The organism is Streptomyces sp. NPDC050287 (genome assembly GCF_044459385.1).
GTDB lineage: Bacteria > Actinomycetota > Actinomycetes > Streptomycetales > Streptomycetaceae > Streptomyces.
In genome coordinates this window covers 268,737-291,218 of sequence record NZ_JBITIY010000005.1, presented here as the reverse complement: position 1 = coordinate 291,218, position 22,482 = coordinate 268,737, and the positions used below count along the sequence as shown (strand labels likewise).

Genomic DNA, 22,482 nt, shown 5'->3' with positions numbered 1-22,482 from the left:
GGCACACCGGTGACAGCACCGATGACAACAAGCACCCCAGGGACGACGGACACGCCAAGGACGACGGACAGGCCAGGGACGTTGGACCTCGACAAGCTCTTCGCCGCGCGGTTGCAGGCCGCCCGGGCCCGGCCCTATCTGGCGACTGCCCTCTTCGCTCTGCACCCGGTCGAGTCGCGGCGGGTTCCGACGATGGCCGTCGACCGGCACTGGCGGTGTTATGTCTCCCCGAGGTTCGTGGACCGGACGCCGGTGGAGGAACTGGCCGGGGTGTGGGTGCACGAGGTGTCCCATCTGCTGCGCGACCATCACGGACGCAGTGACCGGGTGGCGCGGGAGCGCGGGCTGACCGGGGCCGGGGAACGGCTGCGGATGAACATCGCCGCGGACTGCGAGATCAACGACGACGTGTTCGGCGACGGACTGGTGCGGCCGGAAGGCGCCGTCGTGCCGTCGACCCTGATGCTGCCGGTGGGGCAGCTCATGGAGGACTATCTGCGTCAGTTCCGGCTCGGGCCGCGTCTGGGGGACCTGGCGTGGCTGGACTGCGGCAGCGGCGCCGACGGGCTGGACCGGGAATGGGACCTGGGCCCGGACGGCGCGCACGGCCTCAGCGCGCAGGAACGGGACGCCGTCCGCTTCCGTGTGGCGCAGGGCATCACCGCCCGGCCGGGGCATGCCCCCCAGGGGTGGCAGCGGTGGGCGGAGGAGGCGTTCCATCCGCCGCAGCCCTGGCGGGAGTTGCTGGGAGCGGCGGTCCGCTCGGCGGCCTCCGGTCCCGGCGCGGGCGAGGACTACACGTACGGCCGGCCGTCGCGCCGCTCGGCCGGTGTGCCCGGCGCGGTCCTGCCGAGCCTGCGGCGCAGGCCGCCCCGGGTCTGTGTCGTCATCGACACGTCCGGCTCGGTCAGCGACGCCGAACTGGGCAGCGCGCTGCTGGAGGTCGCCGCGATCTCCCGGGCCGTGGGCGGCCGCCGCGACCTGGTCACGGTGGTGCCGTGCGACGCGGCGGCCGACGTGGTGCACCGGCTGTGCCGCGCGGAGGGGATCCCGCTGACCGGAGGTGGCGGTACGGACCTGCGCGCGGGCTTCGCCAGAGCCCTCCGCGCCAGGCCCCGCCCCGACGTCGTCGTGGTCCTGACCGACGGCCAGACCCCCTGGCCGGACAGCAGGCCGCCCTGCCGGACCGTGGTGGGGCTGTTCCCCCGGCAGCACGGGGGCGACTCCTGGGACGAGAACGACCCCGACTACGTACCGGACTCACCGCCCGTGTGGGCACGGGTCGTCGATATCGGGTAGCACCGCACCCTTGCGGTCCGCGCTGAGCCGGAGCCGCCGGGTGCGGTGGCTCCGGCCAGGGCCGGCCCCTGCGCTCAGGTGACGGAGAAGCCCTCGAAACCGGCGATCCCGCGGGTGTCGGTCCAGCCGTTGGCGGCCGTCATGAAGACGCCGATGTCCTGGGCGTCGGCGGCGCCGCCCGGTGTGGCGGTGCCGACCTTCGTCCAGGAGACCCCGTCACGGCTGCACTCGCCGGTGTACGTGGCGCCGGAGCGCGTCAGCCGCAGGTGCACCGGGGCGGTCAGGGAACCGGTCAGTTCGATGGCGTCGAACTGGCCGTTGCCGTCGGAGTCCCAGGACAGGGCACAGCCGTTGGACGGGGTCACCGCCAGGTTGACGTAGCCGGCCGAGCCGCTGTCGGAGAGGTCGTTGCGGACGATCAGGCCGGCGCGGGCCCAGCCACCGGTGGTGTCCTGTGAGGTGACCTGGACCGTGGCGGTCGAGGAGGACCCGAAGGCGGCGGGCCGGTAGACCGTGCCGAACTCGTTGGTGGCGCCCCACAGGTCGGCGCCCGCGCCCTCGATGGCGATCGCGTCGCCCGACTGGCCGAAGACCGCGTCGTTGAAGGAGGCGGTCCGGTAAGGCTCTTGGACACCGGTGCCCGCCATCAGCCGTACCGCCGCCGAGGCCGAGCCGCGTGTGCCACCGGTCCGGTAGGACGCGCGCACCGGCACCCGGGAGATCAGCGCTCCGGTGGCCTTCGTGAGGGTGAGGGTGAAGGTCGCCGAGAAGGTGTCCCCCGGCGCGACCGACGCCGTGCTGGTCCGGCCGCCCGGTTCGGCGGTCATGCCATCCGGTGCGTCGAGGGACAGCGTCACGTCCGTCGCCGGCGCGAAGCCGTTGCGGTTGGTGAACGACACGGTGACCGTCACCGGGCGGCCCTCCGCCACCGCACCCCGGTCGGCTCCCCCGGTCAGCACCACCTGGTCGGTGTTGGTGGCCAGGGTGTCCCGTACCTGCCGGGCCAGCTTGTGGATGTCGCCCGACGTCTTCACCGGGTAGCTGTCGTGCTGGTGGGCCCAGCGGTCCTCCAGCACGAACCAGTCGATCTGGGTGGGCTCCCGGCCGGCCGCGAGCGCCGCGGACAAGTCGGCGAAGTACGTCTTCCAGCGCGTGTGGTAGAGGCCGCCGACCAGTCCCGCCCATTCCCGGTTCGCGTAGTCGTGCAGCCCTTCCTCGCTGCTGGCCCGGCCGCCCCAGGTGGTGATGATCGACCGTGCGTCGTACTCCAGTTGATCCTTCTCGGCCCTGGTGGCGCCCCAGGACCGGGCGTCCGTCAGCCACCGTCCGAGCAGGTGCTGCGGTGACGTGGCCAGCACCTTGTCCATCAGCTGCATCCAGCTGAGCCAGGTCCGGGTGAGCCGGTCGAAGCCGGCGCGGTCCCCGGCCTCGTACGCCGCCTTGATCCGGGGCAGCAGCACGCGGCTGCGGTTGGACAGCACCTGACGGGTCACGTCGGTGAGGTCGTAGGCGTAGGCGGAGCTGTCGCGCAGCCGCGGTGCCACCTGGAGCAGCTCGGTGAGAGCCGTGTCGAAGACCGTGGTGTCGTAGCGGTCGGCCTCCGGGCCCCAGGCGGCGGCCTTGTTGGCACCGAGACTCGGCCGGGCGCCGAACAGCCCGTCGGGCGCCTCGCTCCAGGAGTCCTTGCGGGTCATGTTGTACGCGGTGTCGCGGATCGCCTTCCAGGCCGCGACGGCGTGCGGGTCCTGGCCGCCGTACCGGGACACGGCGTACGAGGCGAACCAGGCGTCGAGGTCGACGGTGCCCGGCGTCCAGGCCAGCTCCGTGAGCAGGGCCATCGCGGCGGGGTTGTTGTCGGCGCCCTCGGGCATCATCGCGATCCCGGCGAGCGCGCTGTTCTCCTTGTCGCGCCACTTCGGGTACTGCTCCACCCAGTCGGGGGCGTTGGCACCGATCGGGGTGTGGCCGCCGAAGTTCCAGATGCTGCCGAAGGCGTACGGGGTGCCGTCCCAGTCGCTCTCCCGGTCGGTGACCGTGGTGTAGCGGTCGGACAGGCCGTCGACGACGAGCATCCTGCTCTTGTCGACCGCGCCGAGGATCTCCCGGCTGGGGTTGTTCTGCCAGCCCAGGATGGCCCACATCGCCCCGGGGTGGGCCTTCCGAAGGGCGGCCTCGACGCCCTTGGCGGCCTCGCCGACCGGCACGTCACCGGGGTTGCCGCCCTCGTGCAGCAGGTCCATCTTGAACATGGTGCTGTCGCCGAAGCGCCGGCGTTGGTTGCGGTAGAACGCGGCGGCGACGTCGGCGAACAGGTCGGTGCGCGGATCGAGCCAGTCGGGCCGCTTGAAGGCGCCCCAGGTTCCCTGCGCGACCAGGGACGCGCCGGGGTTCTTGGCCTGGAAATCGTCCGGGACGGTGCCGAAGTAGCCGGGCAGCACCGGAGTCATGCCCAGCTCGCGCACCCGCTGGATGATCTTCTGCGCGAGGTCGGCGCGCTGGTCGATGAGGTGCTTGGACACCGGGCCGCCGAACGCCGACATGTTCTGCAGCAGCCACCAGGGCTGGTGCGAAGGGGCGGGGATCCAGGCCCGGAGTTCGGCGTCCGAGTAGCCGAACTGCCGGAAGGTGTCGTAGTAGACGGCGTCGGCACCGATGTAGACGAGCACCTCGTTGATGCCGTGCAGCGCGAGGACGTCGATCTCCCGCTCCCACGCCTCCCAGTCCCGGTAGGCGCCGGTGTAGCCCTCGTTGGTGTCGTTGAAGGCGAACCGGTGCGGCACGTTCGCCGTTCCCGTGATCTCCCCGGCGGGCGCGGGAAGCGTACGCGGGAGGTTCAGCTGCTCGCCGGTCCAGGAGACGGAAGCGTGCGCGGTCCGCCGCAGGTAGGTGTGGAGGCCTGTGAGCAGCACGGCGGGACTGGTGCCCTCCACCGTGATCTGCCCGGCCCGGCCGGTGACCCGGAAGCGGTCGGTGTCGGCGTCGACGGCCCGCAGGGTGAGCTGCCGGCAGTGGTCGGGAAGCAGACGCTTCAGCGCGGCCGCGGCGGGCGCGGTGTCGAACGGGGCGCCGGCGACCGCGTGGGCGCCCTGCGGGCGGGCCAGCAGCGCGGCGCCGCCCAGCGCGACCGCGCCCGTGAGGATCCGTCTGCGGGTGACGCCTGGGAGGTCGAGGTCGCCTCGGTTGTCGTGCATGAACGTCCTTCCGGCAGGGCTCAGTTGATCGTCATGGAGAAGATGTGCAGGGCGGCGGCGCCCGACTGGAGGCCGTCGCTGACCTTGGGCAGGACCAGGGAACGCAGTTCCTTGCCGGCTGTCAGATCGACGCCGAAGGTGAACAGGCTGACGGGGTTGTCGTCCCGGCCGCTGATGATGTGGCGGTAGGGCAGCACCACCGCGGCGGAGGAGTTCGCCCCGTACCAGTCGGGGACGGCGACCGAGAACGCCTGCTCGGTGCCGTCGGCGTAGACGACCTTCCCGTCACCCTTGCCGTCGCCCCAGGTGCTGGTGCCGAGGAAGGACAACCGGGAACCGGAGCCGGACAGCAGCACGGTCTGGCCGGAGGAGACGACGTTGTCCTTGCTTCCTGGCCGGACGTCCGGCCAGGTGAAGGGCACCCCGTCGAAGGTGACCGTGGCGCCCGGCGTCAGCCCCACCGACGCCAGCGCCTCGGCGGACAGGCTGGAGTTCGAGCCGTCGATGTTCGCGACGGTGAGGGCGTCGTCGGAGGCGATCCCCGCGTTGTCGAACGCCCCGGGCAGCGAGCGGTACGGCAGCAGGACCGAAGAGGTGGCGCGGGCGCAGTCGGAGCCGTGGCGGTGCACGTCGAAGAGGGCGTGCGCGGTGAACACGATCCGGCCCTCGGCGTCGTCGGCGAGCCGGGTCCGCCAGGTGCGGGCCACCGACCGTCCGGGCGTGAGGGTGCCCAGGCTGTCCGGTGTCCCGGTGTCCTCCACGGCGAGATAGAGCACGGTGCCACGCAGCGGGATCGAGGCGGTGTTGGTGAGGGTGGCCGTCAGGGTCACGGCCTTTCCGGCCTCGGGTGCGGACGGGGTGACGGTGAGCGAGACGGGCGGCGGGAGGAAGTCCTCCTCGGGGCGGTAGGCGCTCATGACGTCTCCACGGTGAACTGGTCGAACACGGCCTGGACGGTCGTACCGGGGTAGTTGAGGTTCACCGCGCTCGTCACCACGCCGGCGTCCAGGGCGCCGCTCGCGGAGGGCACGATCGCCCGCGCGATCTCGGACCAGGACAGACCGTTGTTGATGCTGCTGTACGCGATGTACGTCGTGCCGTCACGGACCAGGCGAAGCAGGGCGGGATGGGTGGACCCGCCGCCGCCGGCCCAGGTGTCGAGGTGTCCGTTGCCGTCGCTGTCGGTCATGAACTCCAGGCCGTACGACTTCGACATGGTGAGTACGGCGTAGCCGCCCTTCTCCGGGGCGGTGAGGTCGTTGGCGACGGCGATGCCGTACTTGGCGGTGGGGTTCTCGCTGCCGGTGAGGCTGACCGTCTTGACCTGCACCACGCTCGACTCGGCGGCGGAGCCGGGAAGGAGGATGCCGCCCTTCTCGTCGGTGCCGCCGGAGAGGTCGCGGCCGCCCGCCCAGATCACCAACTGGCTGCCGTACTGGGCGAACTCGGCGTCGTCGGTGGTGGCGAACGTCCGGTACGGGTCCCGCACCTCATTGGGCTCGTAGGGCACGGTGAACGTCCTCGCGGACCGCGCGCAGTCGCTGCTGTGCCCGTCGACGTCGAAGACCACGTGCGCGGTGAACGACACGTTCCCGGCCACGTCGGCCGGCATCGCCGTCTCCCAGCGCCGGGTTGTCTTCGCGCCTCGCCGCAGGTCGCCGAGCGGGATGGTCTTCGCCGCCGTGGTGGCGCCGGGGTTGATCAGATACAGCACGGCGTTGCGGAGGGGGAAGGGACAGTCGTTGGTGAGGACCGCGGTGGCGGTGACCGTGTCACCGCCGGCCGGCTCGGCGGGTTCCGTGGTGACGGTGAGCGTGGGCCCCAGGGTGTCGAACTGGGTACCGTTACGGATTTCCATGCCGGTCACCGGGCCCAGTCGACGGTGAAGACGTTGGCGATGTCGCTGGGCAGGGAGGACGGGACGGTGATGTTGATCTTTCCGTCACGGCGGGTCCACCGCAGACTGCCGCTCGTGCCGAGCAGCCGGATCCGGGACGTGGCGCTGATGGGGATGTCGCCGGGCACCGAGAGGGTGCCGCTGGGCGCTCCCAGCACGATGATGTTGAACTTGCCCGGGGAGACCGTGTAGCGGACGCCGAGCGGGCCGCCCTCCTCCTCCGCCCGCACCCAGGGCGTCGACCCGTAGATCGCGGGGCCGTTGACCTTCAGCCAGGCGCCGATGTCCTTCAGCCGCTCCTGCATGATCTCGGGGATCGTGCCGTCCGGCCTGGGGCCGATGTTGAGCAGCAGGTTGCCGTTCTTGCTGACCACGTCGGCGAGCAGCTGGATCAGGAACTCCGAGGTCTTGTAGTCCTCGTCCGGCTCGTGCTTGTTGTAGCCCCAGGAGTAGCCGATGGTCATGCAGCATTCCCACTTCTGCGGGTCCATCGTGGGGTTGGTGCGCTGCTCGTACGTCGCGAAGTCGAAGTGGGTGTCGAACCGGTCGTTGATCACGACGCCCTTGGGGTGCTTACGGTTCTTGGCCTGGTTGTAGTAGTGGGACAGGGGTTCTTCGCTGCGCCACGGCGGTTCGCCGGTGGGCCGGAACCACTGTCCGTCCGCCCACAGCAGCTCCGGGTCGTAGCGGTCGATGATCTCGTAGAGCTGCTTGAGCTCGTAGTCTCCGACGTAGTCCTGGACCGGCTTGTAGCCGGTCATCGGGATTTCCTTGTCGGTGTAGAAGTTGCGCATCGGCCGGCCGAGCGCCGGGTTGAAGAACTCGCCCAGCGAGTAGTACAGGCCGGGCCGCACGGTGCCGCGCCTGCGGGCCGCGGTCATCAGCTCGCCGACCAGGTCACGCTTCGGGCCGTAGGCGACGGAGTGACGGTTCGTCACCTCGCTGGGAAAGAGGGCGAATCCGTCATGGTGCTTGCTGGTCAGCGCGAAGTACTCGGCGCCCGCCTGCTCGAACAGCCTCACCCAGGCGTCGGGGTCGTACTTCTCGGCCTTGAACTGCGGGATGAGGTCGTCGTAGGTGACGTCCTCGCCGTAGGTGTCGCGGTGGTACTTCCACTCGGCGCTGTCCTTGGTGCTCTGGTACCACAGGTACCACTCGGAGGCGCTTCTCGGCGTCGCGCCGCCGATCACCGAGTAGATGCCCCAGTGGACGAAGATGCCGAACTTGGCGTCCTTGTACCAGCGCGGCACGGGATGGGTGTCGAGGGACGCCTTGGTGGGCCGGTAGTCGGGGATGCCCGCGCCTCCGGGCACCGCCGCGCCGGTGAGGGCCTGGGCGGTGCCGGGCGGTGCGAGGAGCACGGCGCCGCCGACGGCGGCCGCCGTGGTCATGAAGTGCCTGCGATTGACTGCCATGGGGAGGCCTCTCACTCGGTGACGGAGAAGGAGTCGAACAGGGCGGTGGTGGTCTGGCCCGGGTAGTTGAGGTTGACGGCGCTCGCGACCAGTCCGGCGTCCCCGGTGCCGCTCGCGGAGGCAACGGTGGCGGTGGCGACCTGCTGCCAGGCGGTGCCGTCGGAACTGGCGTACGCGGTGTAGGCGGTGCCGTCGCGGACGAGCTTCAGCCAGGCGGGGTGATACGAACTGCCGCCGCCCGCCCAGGTGTCGAGCTTCCCGTCGCCGTCGCTGTCGGTCAGGAACTCCAGGCCGTACTGCGCGGACATGGTGAGCACCGCGTAGCCGCCCGCCTCGGGCGCGGTGAGGTCGTTGGCGACGGCGATCCCCGCCTTGGCGGACGGGCCGCTGCCGCTCTGGCCGACGACCCGGGCGGTCACCGTGCCGGACGGCGGCGCCGCGTCCGCGAGGTAGACCGCCGCCTTCTCGTCCTTCCAGCCGGACAGGTCCTGGCCGCCCGCCCAGATGGCGAACTGGTCGCCGTTCTGCGCGTACTGGGCTTTCTCGGTGGTGGTGGCGGTCGTCAGATACGGCGCCCGCACCCCGGACGGAGCGGGGGTCACCGTGGCGTCCACGCTGTCGGAGTCGTGGCGTGTCCGGCCGTCCTGGAGGAAGGAGGTGCGTACGCCGATCGCGTGGGTGCCCCAGGTGGTATCGGCCGCGGGGGTCACCGTCCAGGTGACGGTGGCGCTGTCGCCCGGGGCGAGGGAGCGTGTCCGCGTGCTGCCGGCGGGTTCGGCGGACCAGCCGTCGGGGAGGTCGAGGCGCGTGCTGACCTGGGTGACCGCCGTGGTGCCGGTGTTGGTGACGGTCGACGTGATCTCCGTACCGTCGCCACCGGCTTGCAGGGTCGGCCGGTAGGGGGTGAGCCGTACGCGGGCCGAGGGGCAGTCACGGGCCACCCGCAGGCCGGCGAGGTCGACCGCGTCGGCGAACGCCTTCATCCCGGTGTCGTTGGGGTGCAGATGGTCCCCGGAGTCGAACGCGGTGGCGTAGCGGGTGGGGTCGTCCGGGTCCCGTACGGCCTTGTCGAAGTCGGCGTAGCCGTCGAAGACGCCGCCGTCGCGCACGAACGTGTTGACCTTCTGCCGGTCGGCCTCCTTGGCCTCGGTCCACCAGTCGCCCCAGCCGCGATACGGCACGACGGTCGCGCCGATCACACGCAGCCCGCGTTCGTGGGCGCGGCGCACGATCTCCTTCATGCCGTCGATCACCTGGTCGCCGGTGGCGCCGCCCCAGCTGAGGTCGTTGACGCCCTCGAAGAGGATCACGGTCCGGGCGCCCGGCTGCGACAGCACATCGCGTTCCAGCCGGTCCAGCGCCGACGGGTTGCCGTCAACGCCGGCCGTGATCCGGTTGCCGCTGATGCCCTCGTTGAGCACTCCGGCGGTGGTCGAGCAGGCCGACAGCCGTCCCGCCAGATAGTCGGGCCAGCGCCGGTTGGCGTTCGACGTGGAGGCCGCGCCGTCGGTGATGGAGTCACCGAGCGCCACGACGGAGCCCGCCGCGTTTCCGCCCTGTACGTCTACACCGGTCAAGAACGGGAACGCGGAATCGGTCTTGGTGAAAGCGCCTCCGTCGGCGTCAAAGGCGTGGTCGCCGCCGCCGTCGGGCGTCCAGTAGACGGTCTGCAGGCCCATCCAGTGCTGGCTGATGTGGGTGAGCCGGCCGGGGAAGTACAGGCTGACGACCAGGTCGCCGCGGGCCGGCACGGTGAGCCGGACCTGATCGCTGGCCGCATGCTCACCGGCCGGAACGGTCACCTCGCTCTTCCCGCCGAACCGCAGCTGCTGCGGCTTCGTGACGGCGGAACCGCCGTCACGAAGTCCCACGGTCGCGTGACCGATGGTCACCGGCTCGGTGGTGAAGTCGTTGGTCAGGCGGATGCGCACGCTCGACCCGCCGGCGCTCACCCGCACCGGTATCCGAACCGTCACCTCCGATGTACCCGGGTCGTACGCGGCGTGCTGGGCGGTCGCCCAAGTCCCCGTCCATCCCTGCTGCGTGGTCTCGGCCGCGGCCGGTACCGCCGGAAGCAGAGCTGCCACGGTGGCCGCCAACGCACTGGCCAGGACCGCGAATCTTCGGTGTCCCCGCAAGTGTTCAAGCCGTCCAGACACGGTTCCTCCTCAGGAACAGCCGCGGCCGAGGCCGAGCGACGTCAGATCGATGGAGTCGGCGAAGGCCTTCATCCCGGCGTCATTGGGATGCAGATGGTCACCGGAGTCGTACGCCGCGCCCAGCCGCCGCGGATCCGCCGGGTCCCGGACCGCCCGGTCGAAGTCGGCGTAGTCGTCGAAGACCTCGCCGGAGTCCCGGACGAACGCGTTGACCTGCTGTCGCCGTGCCTCCGTCTCCTCGGTCCAGCCACCCCAGGTGAAGTCCTTGTACGGCGTGATCGTGGCGCCGACGACCCGCATCCCGCGCTGGTGCGCCCGGTCGGCGATCTCCGTCATCCCGGCGATGATCTGCTCGGCACTCGCCCCGCCGAGATCGTTGATCCCCTCGAAGAGGATCAAGGTCTTGGCGCCCGGCTGGGAGAGCACATCCCGTTCGAGGCGGTCGAGCGCCGAGGGGTTGGTCGCGGTCCCGGCGGTGATCCGGTTGCTGGTGATGCCCGCGTTGAGCACCCCGGCGCCGGGCAGGCAGGCGTTGAGGCGGGCGGAGAGCAGGTCGGGCCAGCGCCGGTTGGTGTCGGCCGTCGAGAAGGAGCCGTCGGTGATCGAGTCGCCGAGCGCCACCACCGATCCGGCTCTCGGCGCGGTCACGTCGACGCCGCTGAGGAACGGCCAGCTGGTGGTGGTCCAGGTGTAGGCGTCCCCGGCGGTGTCGGCGGCGTGGTCGCCCGCCCCGTAGTCCGTCCAGTACACGGTCTGCTGGGCCCACCAGTGATCGGTGATGTGCGTGACCTGGCCGGGCAGATGGAGGCTGACCGCGAGGTCGGTCAGGGCCGGAACGGCCAGGCGGACCGGATCGCTGACCGCCTCGCCGCCCGCCGGGATCGTGACCTGGCGTTTCCCGCCGAACCGCACGTCGTGCGGGCGCGCCACGGCGGAGCCCCCGTCACGCAGGCCCACGGTCGCGTGCCCGATCGTCACCGGGTCGGTGGCGTAGACATTGGTGAGCCGGATGCGTACGGACGAACCGCCGACGCTGGTGTGCACCGGCATCCGCACCGTCACCTCGGACATCCCCGAGACCTCGTAGTGCTCACTGGCCGCCGTCGCCCAGGTCCCCGTCCAGCCGCGCCCGTTCGCTTGCTGACCGGCCTCGGCGGGTGCCACGGTCCCGGCCACGACGGCCGAGACCGCCAGGAGCAACGCCGCGATTCTGCCGCGTATCCCATGCATCTGACGCCCCTTCACTGTTCCGCGCCGGTGCGCGCGAGCGCCGCGAACGCCTTGCCGGCGCCCTGGGCCTTGAGGTTCACGAACGCCGGCGTCACTCCGAGTGGCGCCGCGTATCCCTTGAGCGTCACGGGGCCGCGGACGACCTTGCCGTCGGTGACGTCCCGCCACGTTCCGGTGGGCAGGAAGACGTCCCGGGTGGTGCCTTCGTCGAGCTTCGGCGCGGCGAGCACGGCCGGGCCGAGCATCCACTCGTCGGCGACGGTGTAACTCGCCGCGTCCTTCGGGAAGTCGAAGAACAGCGGCCGCATGATCGGATCGCCGGTCTTCAGGGTGCTACGCACCTGGTCCCAGATGTAGGGAGCGAGTTTCCCGTGCGTCTTGATCGCCTGCCGGTAGAAATCGACTGTTTCGCGGTCGTACCCGACCCACTCGCCGGTCGTCGCGTCCCGGACACCGGTGGGTGAGGTGGAGGCGTACATGAGCGGCATCAGGGACGCCGCCTGCGCCCAGCGGGCCAGGACCTGCTTGGTGGGTGGCGGGTAGCTGAGCGAGCCGCCGATCATGTCGGTCTCGACGAACGGGTAACCGATCGTCGAGACCGCCAGGTTGGCCGAGACGGCGGCCCGCAGCCCCGCGAACGTGGTCGGCTTGTCGGCCGTGCGGGTGGCGAAGCCCTTGTCCTGCGCGGCGTTCCAGGCGACGCGCAACCCGGCACCCTGCTGGTCGAACGCGTCGGCCAGTTCGGTGCCGTACTTCACGTAGTCGGCGCGGGTGGCCCCCGGGTACGGGGCGCACCGGTCGTCGAAGAAGGCGGTGTCGAACTTGAAGCCGGCGACCCCCAACTCGTCCGTCTGCTTCTTGAGATCGTCGGTGTACCACTGCCGCGCGGCCGGGTTCGCCAGGTCGATCAGCCCGGTCTGGTGTCCGTTCCACCAGGTGAACAGGCACGGTTTCGTCGGGTCCGACGGGTCCTTCAGCAGATAGCCGTGGTCGACGGCTTCGGAGAAGTCGGCGGCGTTCTCGGGCATGTACAGGCCCGTCCACATGCCGAGGTCGAACCCTAGGCGGTCGAGTTCCTTGGAAAGGCCGGGCAGGTCGGGGAAGCGTTCGCCGAAGTCGGTGGCGATCACGCTCTCCTCGACTTGCAGAGCGTGCCCGCGGAGCCCGGCGCCGGCCAGCGCGCGGGCCCAGGCGAGGACGTTCTCCTGGGTCTGCTCGCCGTAGAGCTGCGCCCAGGAGTTCCAGAGGGGGGTGGCGTACTGCTCGTAGGGGGTGTCGGAGCGTTCCGGCCTGCCGACGAGGGCGATGTGGTCGCGGTACACCTCGGCGGGAGTGTCCTCGACGAACACGGTGGAGGCGGAGGGACGTTCACCGGTGACGGTGAACTCGCCGAGCCCGTTGCCGCCGGAGTTGATCCGCACGTCCATCGGGTCGTTCGTGTTCGCGAGGAGTCCGGTGGCGCTGGAGGTGTACCAGAAGGGGGAGACCACCTGGTACGAGGCCGGGCTGAAGCCGGTGTCCACCAGTTGCCCGGAGTCCAGCGGCCACGGCTGCACGGTCTGGTCGCTGTTCTCGCCGTGTCCGTACCAGTGTCCGCCGCTGCTGAGGTCGTAGGCCGTGCTGAGTGCGTCGGCCCGGGCACCCGACAGGGACCAGTTCATGTCGTACCGGTCGGAGCGCGGGGTGATCCGCAGATCGACGGTGACGCCCGGCAGGTCGGTGGCGGCGGTGACGCGCAGGGAGTTGCCGCTACGGGTGCTGCCGGTGACCTCCCGGACGATGTGCCAGTCGGCGCCGATCCGGAACCGGAACGCCGCGGGCTCGGTGGCCAGCACGGTCCGGCCCTCCCGCACGGTGGTGACGGTCAACCTGTCCGTGGCGACGCGCAGTTCGTAGGCGGGTGTCGTGAGGGTGATCGGCCCGGGGTCGGCGGCCGCCGGCGCCGTGCCGAGCAGCGGGGCGGCCAGGGTCAGCGCCACCGCGCCGCGGCGGACGGTTCCTCTCACCGTGGGTGGCATCAGGCTCCACCGCCGCACGTCAGCTTGGCGTCGGCCCAGTCGGCGTGGTCGAGGGCGTTGCCGTCCCCGGCGTCCGATACGACGAGTTCGAGGCGGCGCGCTCCTGCCACGTCGACGTCGATCTCCTTCGTCGCGGTGTCCCGGTCGACGGTGCCGCTCTCGTAGACGGGTGTTCCGTCGGCGAGGACGGTGTAGGTGACGGTGGCCGGGCCGTCGGAGCGGCCGTAGGTCTCCTGGTCGAGGCCGAGCGCGGCGTGGAACGTGGCGCAGGTGCCGCCGAGCCACACCTGGACGCTACTGGCGGCGTGGGTGCCCAGGCCCTTGTCGTAGACGGTGTCGTGGAGGGTGAGCGGCAGGCCGTCGCCCTCGGCGTTCTCGCCGACGGACTGGTCGCGTTCGACCGGGCCCCAGCCGTTGCTGCTGGACTGGAACGGCAGGTCGCTGACGTAGTGTTCACCGGCCGTGAGCGGCGGTGGCTGTGCCGCCACGACCTGTTCCGCGGTCACCGAGCCGGGTTTGCCGGACCGGGTGAAGTCGGCGGTGGCGCGGAGCACCGTGACGGTGCCGGTCTTCTGGTCGGCGGGGACGGTGACGGTCCACCGGGCCTTCGCCGAGGCGCCGGGTTTGAGGGTGCCGAGGCGGACCGGGTCGGCCGGGGTCGCGGTCCACCCGGCGGGCAGCTTCGGGCTCAGGACGAGGTCGCTGAGCGTCTTGCCGTTGCCCGGTACGGAGGCCGTCGCGGTGACCTGGTAGGTGTGGCCCGGCTCGACGGTGTCGGGGGCGTCGACGGTCACCCGCGCCGGGGTGGCCGGGTCGGCGTACGCGGCGGCGTCGTAGGCGGGGGCGGCCACCTTGCCGACCCGCAGCGAGGAGGCGACGTTGCCGAGCGTGGTGAGGCCGACCTTTCCGAGGCCGCCGCTCTTCGTGTCCTCGCTCCACGAGGCGATGGCGATGGTGTTCTTGCCGTCGGCGCGCAGGATGCCGTTGGGGACGGGGAAGGTGTGCTGGGGGCCCGTGTCGTTGACGTACTGGCCCATCAGCCAGCCGTTGACATAGATGAGGGCGCGGTAGTTGCGGTCGGGGTCGTCGGTGATCGTGACGCCGACCGACACGTCCTGGCCCGTGGGCACCTTGGGATTGAAGGTGGTGCGGTACCAGGCGATACCGGGCGTGGTGTCACTGGCCGGCAGCGTGGCGTCGTTCCAGGAGCGGTCCGGGAATCCGGGCAGGGTCCACCCCGAACGCTCCCCGTACAGGCCGCCGTTGTTCATGTGCCCGCGTACGGTGTCGACGGGCTGCTCGCCGCCCCGCGCGCCCTGGATGCGCCAGGTGATCTGCGCGTCGGAACCGGCGAGATACGCCGTGGTCAGGCCGCGCGGCTGCTTGTGGTCGTCGCTGTTCCAGGTGAAGTCCTCGTTGTGGCCCATGGTGCCGACCAGGACGGAGATCAGGTTCTCCTTGCCCTTGCGCAGCAGCCCGTCGGCGAGGGGAAAGGTCTTGCGGCCGGTCTGACTCGTCCCGGCGAACTTCCCGTTGATCCACACCGAGTACGCGCCCACCGCGGCCGAACCGGTGTCCGGGTTGGTGGCGTAGGCGGCCAGGGACAGGGACTTCTCGGTGCCGGTGGCCTTGAAGCGGCCCCGGTACCAGACGTAGCCGTAGTGGTAGCCGTACTCGTCCTGGTAGAGGACCGGCAGAGTCCCGGGCTTGGCCGGGTTGTCGGTGGTCAGCTTGTCGGCGTACGTCCAGGACGAGTCGTCGAAGTCCGGGGCGGCCTCGGGGGTCTCGGCGGAGGTCTTCCAGCCGGTCAGCTCGGGGAGCTTGACGTCCTTCGGGCCGGGCACGGTGCCCAGCAGGCTGCCGGAGGAGGTCTGTTTCACGCTCAGGGGTACGCCGTTCCAGGTGACGTTCCGTACGCCGGACGGGGCGAAGACCTCCAGCTGGCCCGCCTTCTTCGCGTCGCCGGTGAGGGCGAGCGTCCTGCCGGTGACGGTCGCCGTGCGGACCAGTTCGGTGCCGCGTTCCAGGACCGGCCCGGCCGCCGTGTCCTGCCTCCAGAAACCGGCGGCCTCGGCGTCGGTGCCGATGAGCAGCAGCAGATCGGGGCGGCCGGCGCTCTGGACGAGGACCCGGGTGAGGCCGGAGTGGATGTAGTCCAGCTTCAGGTCGCCGCGTTCGGCGTCCCAGGTGGACTCCGCCTTGCCGTCGAGCACCGTGACCTTGGGCTTGGCTGAGTAGCGGAGCACCGTCTGCCCGGGATCGCCCTCGCCGCCGTACAGCACGGCCTGCGCTCGGCCACCGGTCCCGGGCCGGGTGCTGGTCAGCAGCTCGCTGGTGGAGTAGACGAGCCGCTGCCCGCCTCCGAGGTCGTGGCCGGCGACGAGGATCTTGCCCGTCTTGCCGTTGAGCCGTGCGGTGACCGGATAGGTGCCGTCCGGGGTCTTCCAGTCGAAGGTGGTGGTGGCGTCGGCGTCGGCCATCGGGTCGCCGTGCCGGAGGTAGAGGAACTGGGTGTGGGTGTCCGGGTTGGCACGCGCCTCGATGTGCACGGCGTCGTTGGAGGAGGCGGGGGCGTCGGCCGGATCGGTCGCGGTGAGCGGGGCGGTGGTGGTGTAGAAGAGGCCCTGCCGCTTCATCTCGTCGTAGTCGGCACCGGTCTGGCGCGGTTCGCTGATCGGTGCGCCGTAGTCGTACGAGGTGTAGACCTGGCGCGGGTCGGCGAGCCAGCCCCAGTTGGTGCCGCCGTAGGTCATGTACAGGTTCTCGATCGTGGTGCCCTGCATGACCTCGTGCTTGTTGACGATCTTCTGGTAGGCGGGGCCCATCTTCTCCGGGCACTTCTCGTAGCCGGTGTCGCCCCAGGTCTGGAACCAGCCGGTGCCCGCCTCGAAGATCGACAGCGGTGCGTCGTCCTGCTGGCGCTTGAGGGCGGGCAGCCACCACTCGCCCTTGCAGAAGGAGTTGTACTGGTCCAGCTCGCCGACGAAGTCCAGGCCCTCGCCGCCCGCGTACTGCGGCATCGGCTCGTTGCCGACCAAGGGCACGGTGATGCCGTCGGCCCGTACCTGCTTGGAGAGTTCGACGATGTAGTCGCGGCCCTCGGGGTCGTACAGCTCGTTCTCGACCTGGTAGAGCAGTACCGGTCCGGTGCCGTTCGTGACCTGGCGGCGGGCGAGAATCTTGTCGATCTGCTTGAGCCACTCGCGGGCGGCGTCGAGGTATTCGGGGTCGGTGGAGCGGGCCTGCCCCTTCTGGGTCATCAGCCAGCCGGGGAAGCCGCCGCCGTCCGTCTCGGCGTTGATGTACGGGCCCGGGCGGGCGATGACGTAGAGCCCGGCCTCCTCGGCCATGTCGAGGAGCTTGTCGACGTCACGAATCCCGGTGAAGTCGTAACGGCCCTTCGACGGGGAGTGGTAGGCCCAGTCGAAGTAGATCGAGACGGCGTTCATGCCGCTCGCCTTGATCTTCTGGAGCACGTCGCGCCACAGGTCGGGGCTGGGGAGGCGCCAGTAGTGGAACTCCCCGGACCAGACGAACAGCCGCTCGCCGTCGACCTTGACGGAGTACTTGTCGTAACTGACCGTGTGGGGCGTGGGCTTGGCGGGTGCGGCAGCGGCGGGGGCCGTGGCGTGGGCGGGCACCGCCGCGGCGAGGACCGCGAGCAGTACGGCGGCCAACGCCGCGGCCAGCACGGCTCGCGGCCGTCCGACTCGGGCGGGGCTCACGAGGTGCTCCCTGTGCAGGTCAGCTTGGCGTCGGCCCAGTCGGCGTGGTCGGAGGAGACATCGCCGTCCCCGTCGACCCGCAGGTCGAGCCAGCGCGCGCCGGTCACGTCCACGTCGATGCCGGTGCCGCCGTCGGAACCGCGCACCACCGGGGTGGTGGCGAGGGAGCGGCCGTCGGCGATCACCTGGAAGGAGACGCTGCCCCCGTCGCCGACCTCGTCGTCCACGCCGGCGGTCGCGGTGAAGCGGGTGCAGCCACCGCCGAGGTAGACCCGGATCTGGCTGTTGGCGTGCACGCCGAGGCCCTTGGTGTACGTGGTGCCGCCGATGCTCAGGGGACGACCGTCACCCGCCGCGTTCTCCCCGTTGGAGGCGTCCTTCTCCACCGGCCCCCAGCCGTTGACCGCCTTGACCAGGGTCAGGTCGCTCACATAGGCGTCGGCGGAGAGTCCCGGCGGTGGCACCTGTACGGCGCGTACACCGGTGACGGTGCCCGGGCGGTCGGGCTGGGTGAGCTTGGCGGTCGCGGACAGGACCGCGTAGTGGACCGGGTCACCCGGCGGCGTGACGGTGTAGTTCGCGGTCACGGTGTCGCCGGGGCGGACCCGGTCGAAACGGGTGGTGTCGTCGGTGGTCGCGGTCCAGCCGTCCGGGACCTTCAGCATCAGGCCGACGTTGGAGGCAGCCGGCGCGTCCTTCGGCACGCTGAGGGTGACGGGGACCTTGGCGGCGGTGCCGGTGCTCAGGAACGGCTCGGCGTCGACGGTGACACGGGCGCCCGCGGTCGGCATGGCGTAGGTCTTGGCGTCGTACGAGGGCGCCGGCACCGTACCGACCTTGATCCCGCCCGCCGAGGCACCGAGGTCGACGAGTTTCGCCGAACCCGGGCCCGCACCGGCCTTGGTGGACCACACGGCCAGGGCGATGGTGTTGTCGCCCTGCTCGCGCAGGAGGCCCTTGGGGATGACGAACCGTGTCTGCGGTCCGGTGTCCGGCAGGTAGCGGCCGATCAGCCAGCCATTGACGAAGATCTCGGCGCGATAGCCGGTGCTGCCGCCCGTGGGTTCGGCCAGATCCAGTGCGAGCGCGTTGTCCTGGCCCTGCGGCAGGTCGAGCCGGGCGGAGGTGCGGTACCAGCGCACGCCGGTCCCGGTCTTCCCGGTCTGCTGGGCGAGGGTGGTGCTCTTCCAGCCGCCGTCGGGGAAGCCCGGCAGCGACCAGCCGGCCCGCTCCCCGTACAGCCCGCCGTTGTTGTACGGGCCCCGGGCGGTGTCCACCGGGTCCTCGCCGCCCCGGTTGCCCTGGATCTTCCAGGTGACGGTGGAGGCCCCGCCGATCACCTCCGCGCTGAGCAGACCACGCGGCTCCTTGGAGTAGTCGTGGCCCCATTCCTCGTTGTGGCCCGCGTTCTCCACGAGGACGGCCAGGACGTTGTCGGCGCTGTCTCCGGCGGCCTTCAGCGTGCCCGCCGGGATGTCGAAGGTGTGCGCGCCGTCGCCGGAGCTGCCGAGGTAGCGGCCGTTGAGCCAGACCGCGTACTGGCCCGTGTTGCCGGTCTTGGCGTCGAGTGCCAGCGCGGTCGCGGCACCGGTGGTCCTGAACCGGCCGCGGTACCACACGTTGCCGTGGTGGAAGCCGTACTCGTCCATCGCGAGGACCGGCAACGACCCGTCGAGCGCCGCGTTGTTGGCGGTGAGGTGGTCGGCGGTGGTCCAGGTGGAGTCGTCGAAGCCGGGAGCGGCCTCCGGCGCCTCCTCCTGGTACCTCCACGTGGTCAGCTTGGGCAGCTCGACCGGGCGCGGCGCCTGGGTGACGGCGACATCGCGGCCGTTCCAGGTCACCTTCCTGGCGTCCGCGATGACCTCGATCTTCGCGGCCTTGGTGGAGTCGCCGGTCAGTTTCAGGGTGCCGTCCGCCTGTTCGGCCGTACGGACCAGGGACGGTCCCCGTACGAGGACCGGGCCCGCGGCGGTGTCCTGGCGCCACCAGTGGGCGGTCTCCGCGGTGTCGGCGATCAGCAGTTCCATGCCGTTCACCAGCACGCGGGCCAGGCCCTTGTGGGTGTAGTTCAGGCGCAGGTCACCGCGTGCGGCGTCCCAGGTGGTGGTGACGTGACCGTCGAGGACGGTCACCTTGGGCCGCTCGGTGTACCGCAGCACGGTCTCGCCGGCCTCCCCCGCACGCCCGTAGAGCAGCGCCACCTCCCGGTCGCCGATCCGGCCGTGCGTCATGATCTCCGAGGTGGAGTAGACGAGCCGCTGCTTCTCACCCAGGTCGTAGCCCGCGACGAGGAGTTTGGCGTCCCGGCCGTCGACAGTGATCGTTCCCTGCTGCGGTACGCGTGGGTAGTCGCCGTCCTTCCCCGAGAGGGACAGGGTGGTCTCGTCCTTGTCCTTCACCCGGGTGTCGGCGTGCCGCACGGTGAAGAACTGCGTGCCGTCGTCGGGGTTGACGCGCCGGTCGATGCGCAGGGCGTCGTCGGAAGGCGTGGGCGCCTCGGCCTTGTCGGTGCGCGCCAGTGAGGTCACCGAGTTGACCAGGTAGCCGAGGCGCTTGAACTCCTGGTATTTGTCGGTCAGTTGGCGGGACTCGTTGATCGGGGCCCCGTAGTCGTACGAGGTGTAGACCGCGTTGGGGTCGGCGAGCCAGCCCCAGTTGGTGCCGCCGTACGTCATGTAGAAGGACTGGCCGCTCACGCCGGCGGCGATGTTCATCTTGCTGAACACCCGGGTGAAGTCGGTGCCGGTGAGCTTCGCGCAGTCCTGGTAGCCGGTGCCGCCCCAGGGGTCGAAGGCGCCGCCCTGTGCCTCCGGGATGATCAGCGGCGACTCGGGCTTCCAGTCATTGACGTACGAATAGTCGGGCAGGTTCTTCCAGGTGTCGGGGTCCTTGCAGTCGAAGCCCTGCGGATAGGCGTCGAAGCCGTAGATGTCCGGTGCGCCCTTGCCGCTCACCCAGTTCTGGTTCGCGCCGCCGTCGTTGACGAAGGTGGGCACATCGATGCCGTCCTCCTTCGCCCAGTCGATGAGGGTCTGCATGTAGTCGGCGTCGTGGCGACCGCCCTGGTACTCGTTCTCGACCTGGTAGAGGATCACCGACCCGGTGCCCCGGGTGAGTTGGTGGCGGGCGATGATCGGGTTGATCCGGCTCATCCACTCCCGGGCCGCCTTCATGTACTCCGGCTCGGAGGTGCGGTTCACACCGGCCTGTGTCGACCGCCAGGCGGGCATGCCGCCGCCGGAGACCTCCGCGTTGATGTACGGGCCCGGGCGGGCGATCACATACAGGCCCGCGCGCTCGGCCTCGTCGAGCAGCCGCTCCACGTCACGGGTGCCGGTGAAGTCGTACGAACCCGGTTTGGAGGAGTGGTATCCCCAGTCGAAGTAGAGCGAGACCGCGTTGAATCCGCCCGCCTTGATCTTCTGCAGGACGTCGCGCCACGCGTCGGGGCTGGGCAGCCGGAAGTAGTGGAACTCGGCGCCCCAGATGTACAGGGGTTTGCCGTCGACCCGCACGGAGTACTGGTCGTAGGTGACGGTGTGCCGCGCCTGGGTCTGCTGCTCCGCCTGGGCCGGTGTCGCGACACCGGCGCCGGTCAGGGGCATGGCAGTCAGCGCTCCGGCGAGCAGCAGAGATCTCCACTTGCCTTTCAAGAGGTCAGCCCCTTCACGACGGCCGCCCGCGCGGTCTCGATGTCACCGACGTCCTTCGTCCGGCCGTCGAGGTTCCGGGTCGCGGTGGTGAGCGCCTCGGTCAGCGCGTCGCTGTCCGTGCCGCCGTCCTTCTTCCGCAGCTCGGCGATGAGTTCGTAGTCCTCGATGCCCTCCTTCAGCTGCTCCCAGCGGATGCTGGACATCGGGCCGTCCTTGCCCGGGTAGACCAGGTACTCGTCGCCCTGGGTGAAGATGTGCACGGGCTGCTTGAAGGGGTCGCTGGTCCAGCTGTTGTACGACCAGCGCAGGAAGCCGTCCAGATCCCGCTGGGCGGAGATCCAGGGCAGCATCCGCGACTCGACGGCGGGCGAGTAGGACAGCGTGTTGGGGTGGGCCGGCGAGCCGTACACGTAGAAGGTCGTGATCTTGCCGGCCTTGCGCCGTTCCGCCACCTTCTCCTTGGTCATCGCGTCGATGCCGCCCCAGTCGACGGACAGGTTGGACGCGACGCCTTCGGTGTTGACGGAACCTGCCACGGAGATGCGGTCGTCGAAGGCCGGCGCGACCTCGTGGACGAAGTTCTTGACGACCGTCATGGTGTCGATGGGCCGCTCGTCGAAGGACAGGTAGGTGTCGTTCAGCCAGCCCTTCGCCTTCAGGTGCTTCTCGAAGGCGGGAAGGAACGTTCCCCACGCCTGACGCCAGCGGTCGCCGCCCAGATCGACGTTCTCGTAGACCGTCTTGCCGGTGCTGGTGTCGGTGTAGGTGAGGTGCTCCCGGTCCTGGAAGGCCAGCATGGAGAAGGCGCCGATCTCGGGCCCGAGACCGGCACGTCTGGCGGTCTGGACGTATTTGTCCCAGCGGCTGAAGTCGAAGGAGAACGTCTTTCCGTTCCAGTTCCAGCCCACCATGCTGGTGTACGGCGTGGCCGTCTGCGACTCGCGGGTGCCGAGCGACCACTGGTGGTGCCACGGGTTGTCGACGATGGTGGTGTTGATGACCTTCTGGCCGCGCGAGGCCAGGTCCCGGTTGTACTTGTCGATCAGCTTCCAGTGCTCGTCGGACCAGAGCTTGACGCCGTGGTTCTTGGCGATCGTCTCCGGCTGCGCCCACACGTCGAGGAAGAAGTTGTAGTCCTTCGGGTCGGGCACGCTCGCGTCGGCGACCTCGATGGTCAGCGGGTACGTGCTCTGGGTGCGGCCGTCGGCGTTGACCTTCACCGTGCCGGTGTAGGTGCCGGGCCTGGCCGTCTTGGGGATGTGGAAGGTGAACCACAGCGGCTGCGCCGCGTACGCGGGCACGTCCACCGAGGATTTCTCCTCCAGCGGGTCGCCGACCACGTCGGGGTTGCGGTCGCCGGACACCTCCTTGCCTGAGCTGACCTGGTCGATGGTGGCGGACCAGTCGACCTCGCTCTTGGAGCGCTGCACGGGCACGTACTTGACGAACCGGACCTGGGTGCCGGCACCGGACAGCTTCGCGCCGCCGGGCCCGGTGAGGTCGCCGACCACGGCGTTGACGTCGTCGAGGTTCTTGCCGGAGGCGATCGCGAGCTGCGCCGAGACCTGCTCGTTGCGGACGGCGGAGAGCTTGAGCTCCTTGGTGTCCTTGCCCTGGATGGGGGTCATCGGGTACCGCGGGACCCGTTCTTCCGCGGAGCCGGCGAAGGAGCCGGTGGGGACCCAGGTGATGGTGTCCCTGGTGCCCATGGCGTCGGCGACCTTGACGGTCAGCCAGGTGGTGGTGGCCTTGGTGTTGGGGTCGGTGCCGGTCGTCGTTCCGGTGACGGCGATCGCGGTGGTGCCGGCGGCCACGACCACGCCGGCGACGAAGCCGGCGACAGCTGAGGATGTACGTGCCATGGGGGTGGGTCCCTCTCTCACGGCTTTGCAGGG

The 22,482-nt window shown here is 70.4% G+C and carries 11 protein-coding genes; 1 reads left to right on the top strand and 10 read right to left on the bottom strand.

Features of this window, described 5'->3' with window-relative positions; translation table 11 throughout:
• Nucleotides 1–21 precede the first annotated feature (21 nt).
• The gene (locus ACIBK3_RS19950; protein ID WP_399367057.1) at nt 22–1,299 is read left to right on the top strand and encodes a VWA-like domain-containing protein; all 1,278 of its coding nucleotides are present in this window, start codon (nt 22–24) and stop codon (nt 1,297–1,299) included.
• Between the two features lie 74 nt (nt 1,300–1,373).
• Here ACIBK3_RS19950 and ACIBK3_RS19945 read toward each other — a convergent pair whose 3' ends face one another.
• Genes ACIBK3_RS19945 through ACIBK3_RS19900 form a run of 10 tightly spaced genes read right to left on the bottom strand, consistent with a single transcriptional unit; the run spans nt 1,374 to nt 22,449 of the window.
• Nucleotides 1,374–4,490: an alpha-N-acetylglucosaminidase TIM-barrel domain-containing protein gene (locus tag ACIBK3_RS19945; protein WP_399367055.1), complete on the bottom strand. Its 3,117-nt coding sequence runs from the start codon at nt 4,488–4,490 to the stop codon at nt 1,374–1,376.
• A 20-nt stretch (nt 4,491–4,510) separates the two neighbouring features.
• Complete coding sequence (locus tag ACIBK3_RS19940; RefSeq protein ID WP_399367053.1) at nt 4,511–5,407, bottom strand: beta-glucosidase; 897 nt, start codon at nt 5,405–5,407, stop codon at nt 4,511–4,513.
• Nucleotides 5,404–6,348 (bottom strand): hypothetical protein, encoded by a 945-nt coding sequence (locus tag ACIBK3_RS19935; protein ID WP_399367051.1) that lies wholly within the window; start codon nt 6,346–6,348, stop codon nt 5,404–5,406. Before ACIBK3_RS19935 ends, ACIBK3_RS19940 begins: the two co-directional genes overlap by 4 nt.
• A 5-nt stretch (nt 6,349–6,353) precedes the next feature.
• Nucleotides 6,354–7,802: an alpha-L-fucosidase gene (locus ACIBK3_RS19930; protein WP_399367049.1), complete on the bottom strand. Its 1,449-nt coding sequence runs from the start codon at nt 7,800–7,802 to the stop codon at nt 6,354–6,356.
• 11 nt (nt 7,803–7,813) lie between these two features.
• Nucleotides 7,814–9,961, bottom strand: coding sequence for a GDSL-type esterase/lipase family protein (locus tag ACIBK3_RS19925; protein ID WP_399367047.1), 2,148 nt, complete (start codon nt 9,959–9,961; stop codon nt 7,814–7,816).
• A 9-nt stretch (nt 9,962–9,970) separates the two neighbouring features.
• On the bottom strand, nt 9,971–11,191 hold the full coding sequence (locus tag ACIBK3_RS19920) for an SGNH/GDSL hydrolase family protein (RefSeq protein WP_399367045.1): 1,221 nt from the start codon (nt 11,189–11,191) through the stop codon (nt 9,971–9,973).
• Nucleotides 11,192–11,202: 11 nt separating this feature from the next.
• Nucleotides 11,203–13,197 carry a TIM-barrel domain-containing protein gene (locus ACIBK3_RS19915; protein ID WP_399367043.1) on the bottom strand — a complete coding sequence of 665 codons (1,995 nt, stop codon included), beginning with the start codon at nt 13,195–13,197 and terminating at the stop codon, nt 11,203–11,205.
• 11 nt (nt 13,198–13,208) lie between these two features.
• A complete protein-coding gene (locus tag ACIBK3_RS19910) occupies nt 13,209–16,934 on the bottom strand; it encodes a beta-galactosidase (RefSeq protein ID WP_399367041.1) in 3,726 nt (1,241 codons plus the stop codon).
• Complete coding sequence (locus tag ACIBK3_RS19905) at nt 16,931–20,587, bottom strand: beta-galactosidase (protein WP_399367039.1); 3,657 nt, start codon at nt 20,585–20,587, stop codon at nt 16,931–16,933. The genes ACIBK3_RS19910 and ACIBK3_RS19905 overlap by 4 nt, the downstream gene beginning before the upstream one ends.
• A complete protein-coding gene (locus ACIBK3_RS19900) occupies nt 20,584–22,449 on the bottom strand; it encodes a glycoside hydrolase domain-containing protein (protein WP_399367037.1) in 1,866 nt (621 codons plus the stop codon). The genes ACIBK3_RS19905 and ACIBK3_RS19900 overlap by 4 nt, the downstream gene beginning before the upstream one ends.
• Between the last annotated feature and the right edge of the window lie 33 nt (nt 22,450–22,482).

Coding starts and splice junctions, on each gene's coding strand:
- ACIBK3_RS19950 (WP_399367057.1), top strand. CDS start 22: ATGACAACAAGCACCCCAGGGACGACGGACACGCCAAGGACGACGGAC.
- ACIBK3_RS19945 (WP_399367055.1), bottom strand. CDS start 4,490: ATGCACGACAACCGAGGCGACCTCGACCTCCCAGGCGTCACCCGCAGA.
- ACIBK3_RS19940 (WP_399367053.1), bottom strand. CDS start 5,407: ATGAGCGCCTACCGCCCCGAGGAGGACTTCCTCCCGCCGCCCGTCTCG.
- ACIBK3_RS19935 (WP_399367051.1), bottom strand. CDS start 6,348: ATGGAAATCCGTAACGGTACCCAGTTCGACACCCTGGGGCCCACGCTC.
- ACIBK3_RS19930 (WP_399367049.1), bottom strand. CDS start 7,802: ATGGCAGTCAATCGCAGGCACTTCATGACCACGGCGGCCGCCGTCGGC.
- ACIBK3_RS19920 (WP_399367045.1), bottom strand. CDS start 11,191: ATGCATGGGATACGCGGCAGAATCGCGGCGTTGCTCCTGGCGGTCTCG.
- ACIBK3_RS19900 (WP_399367037.1), bottom strand. CDS start 22,449: ATGGCACGTACATCCTCAGCTGTCGCCGGCTTCGTCGCCGGCGTGGTC.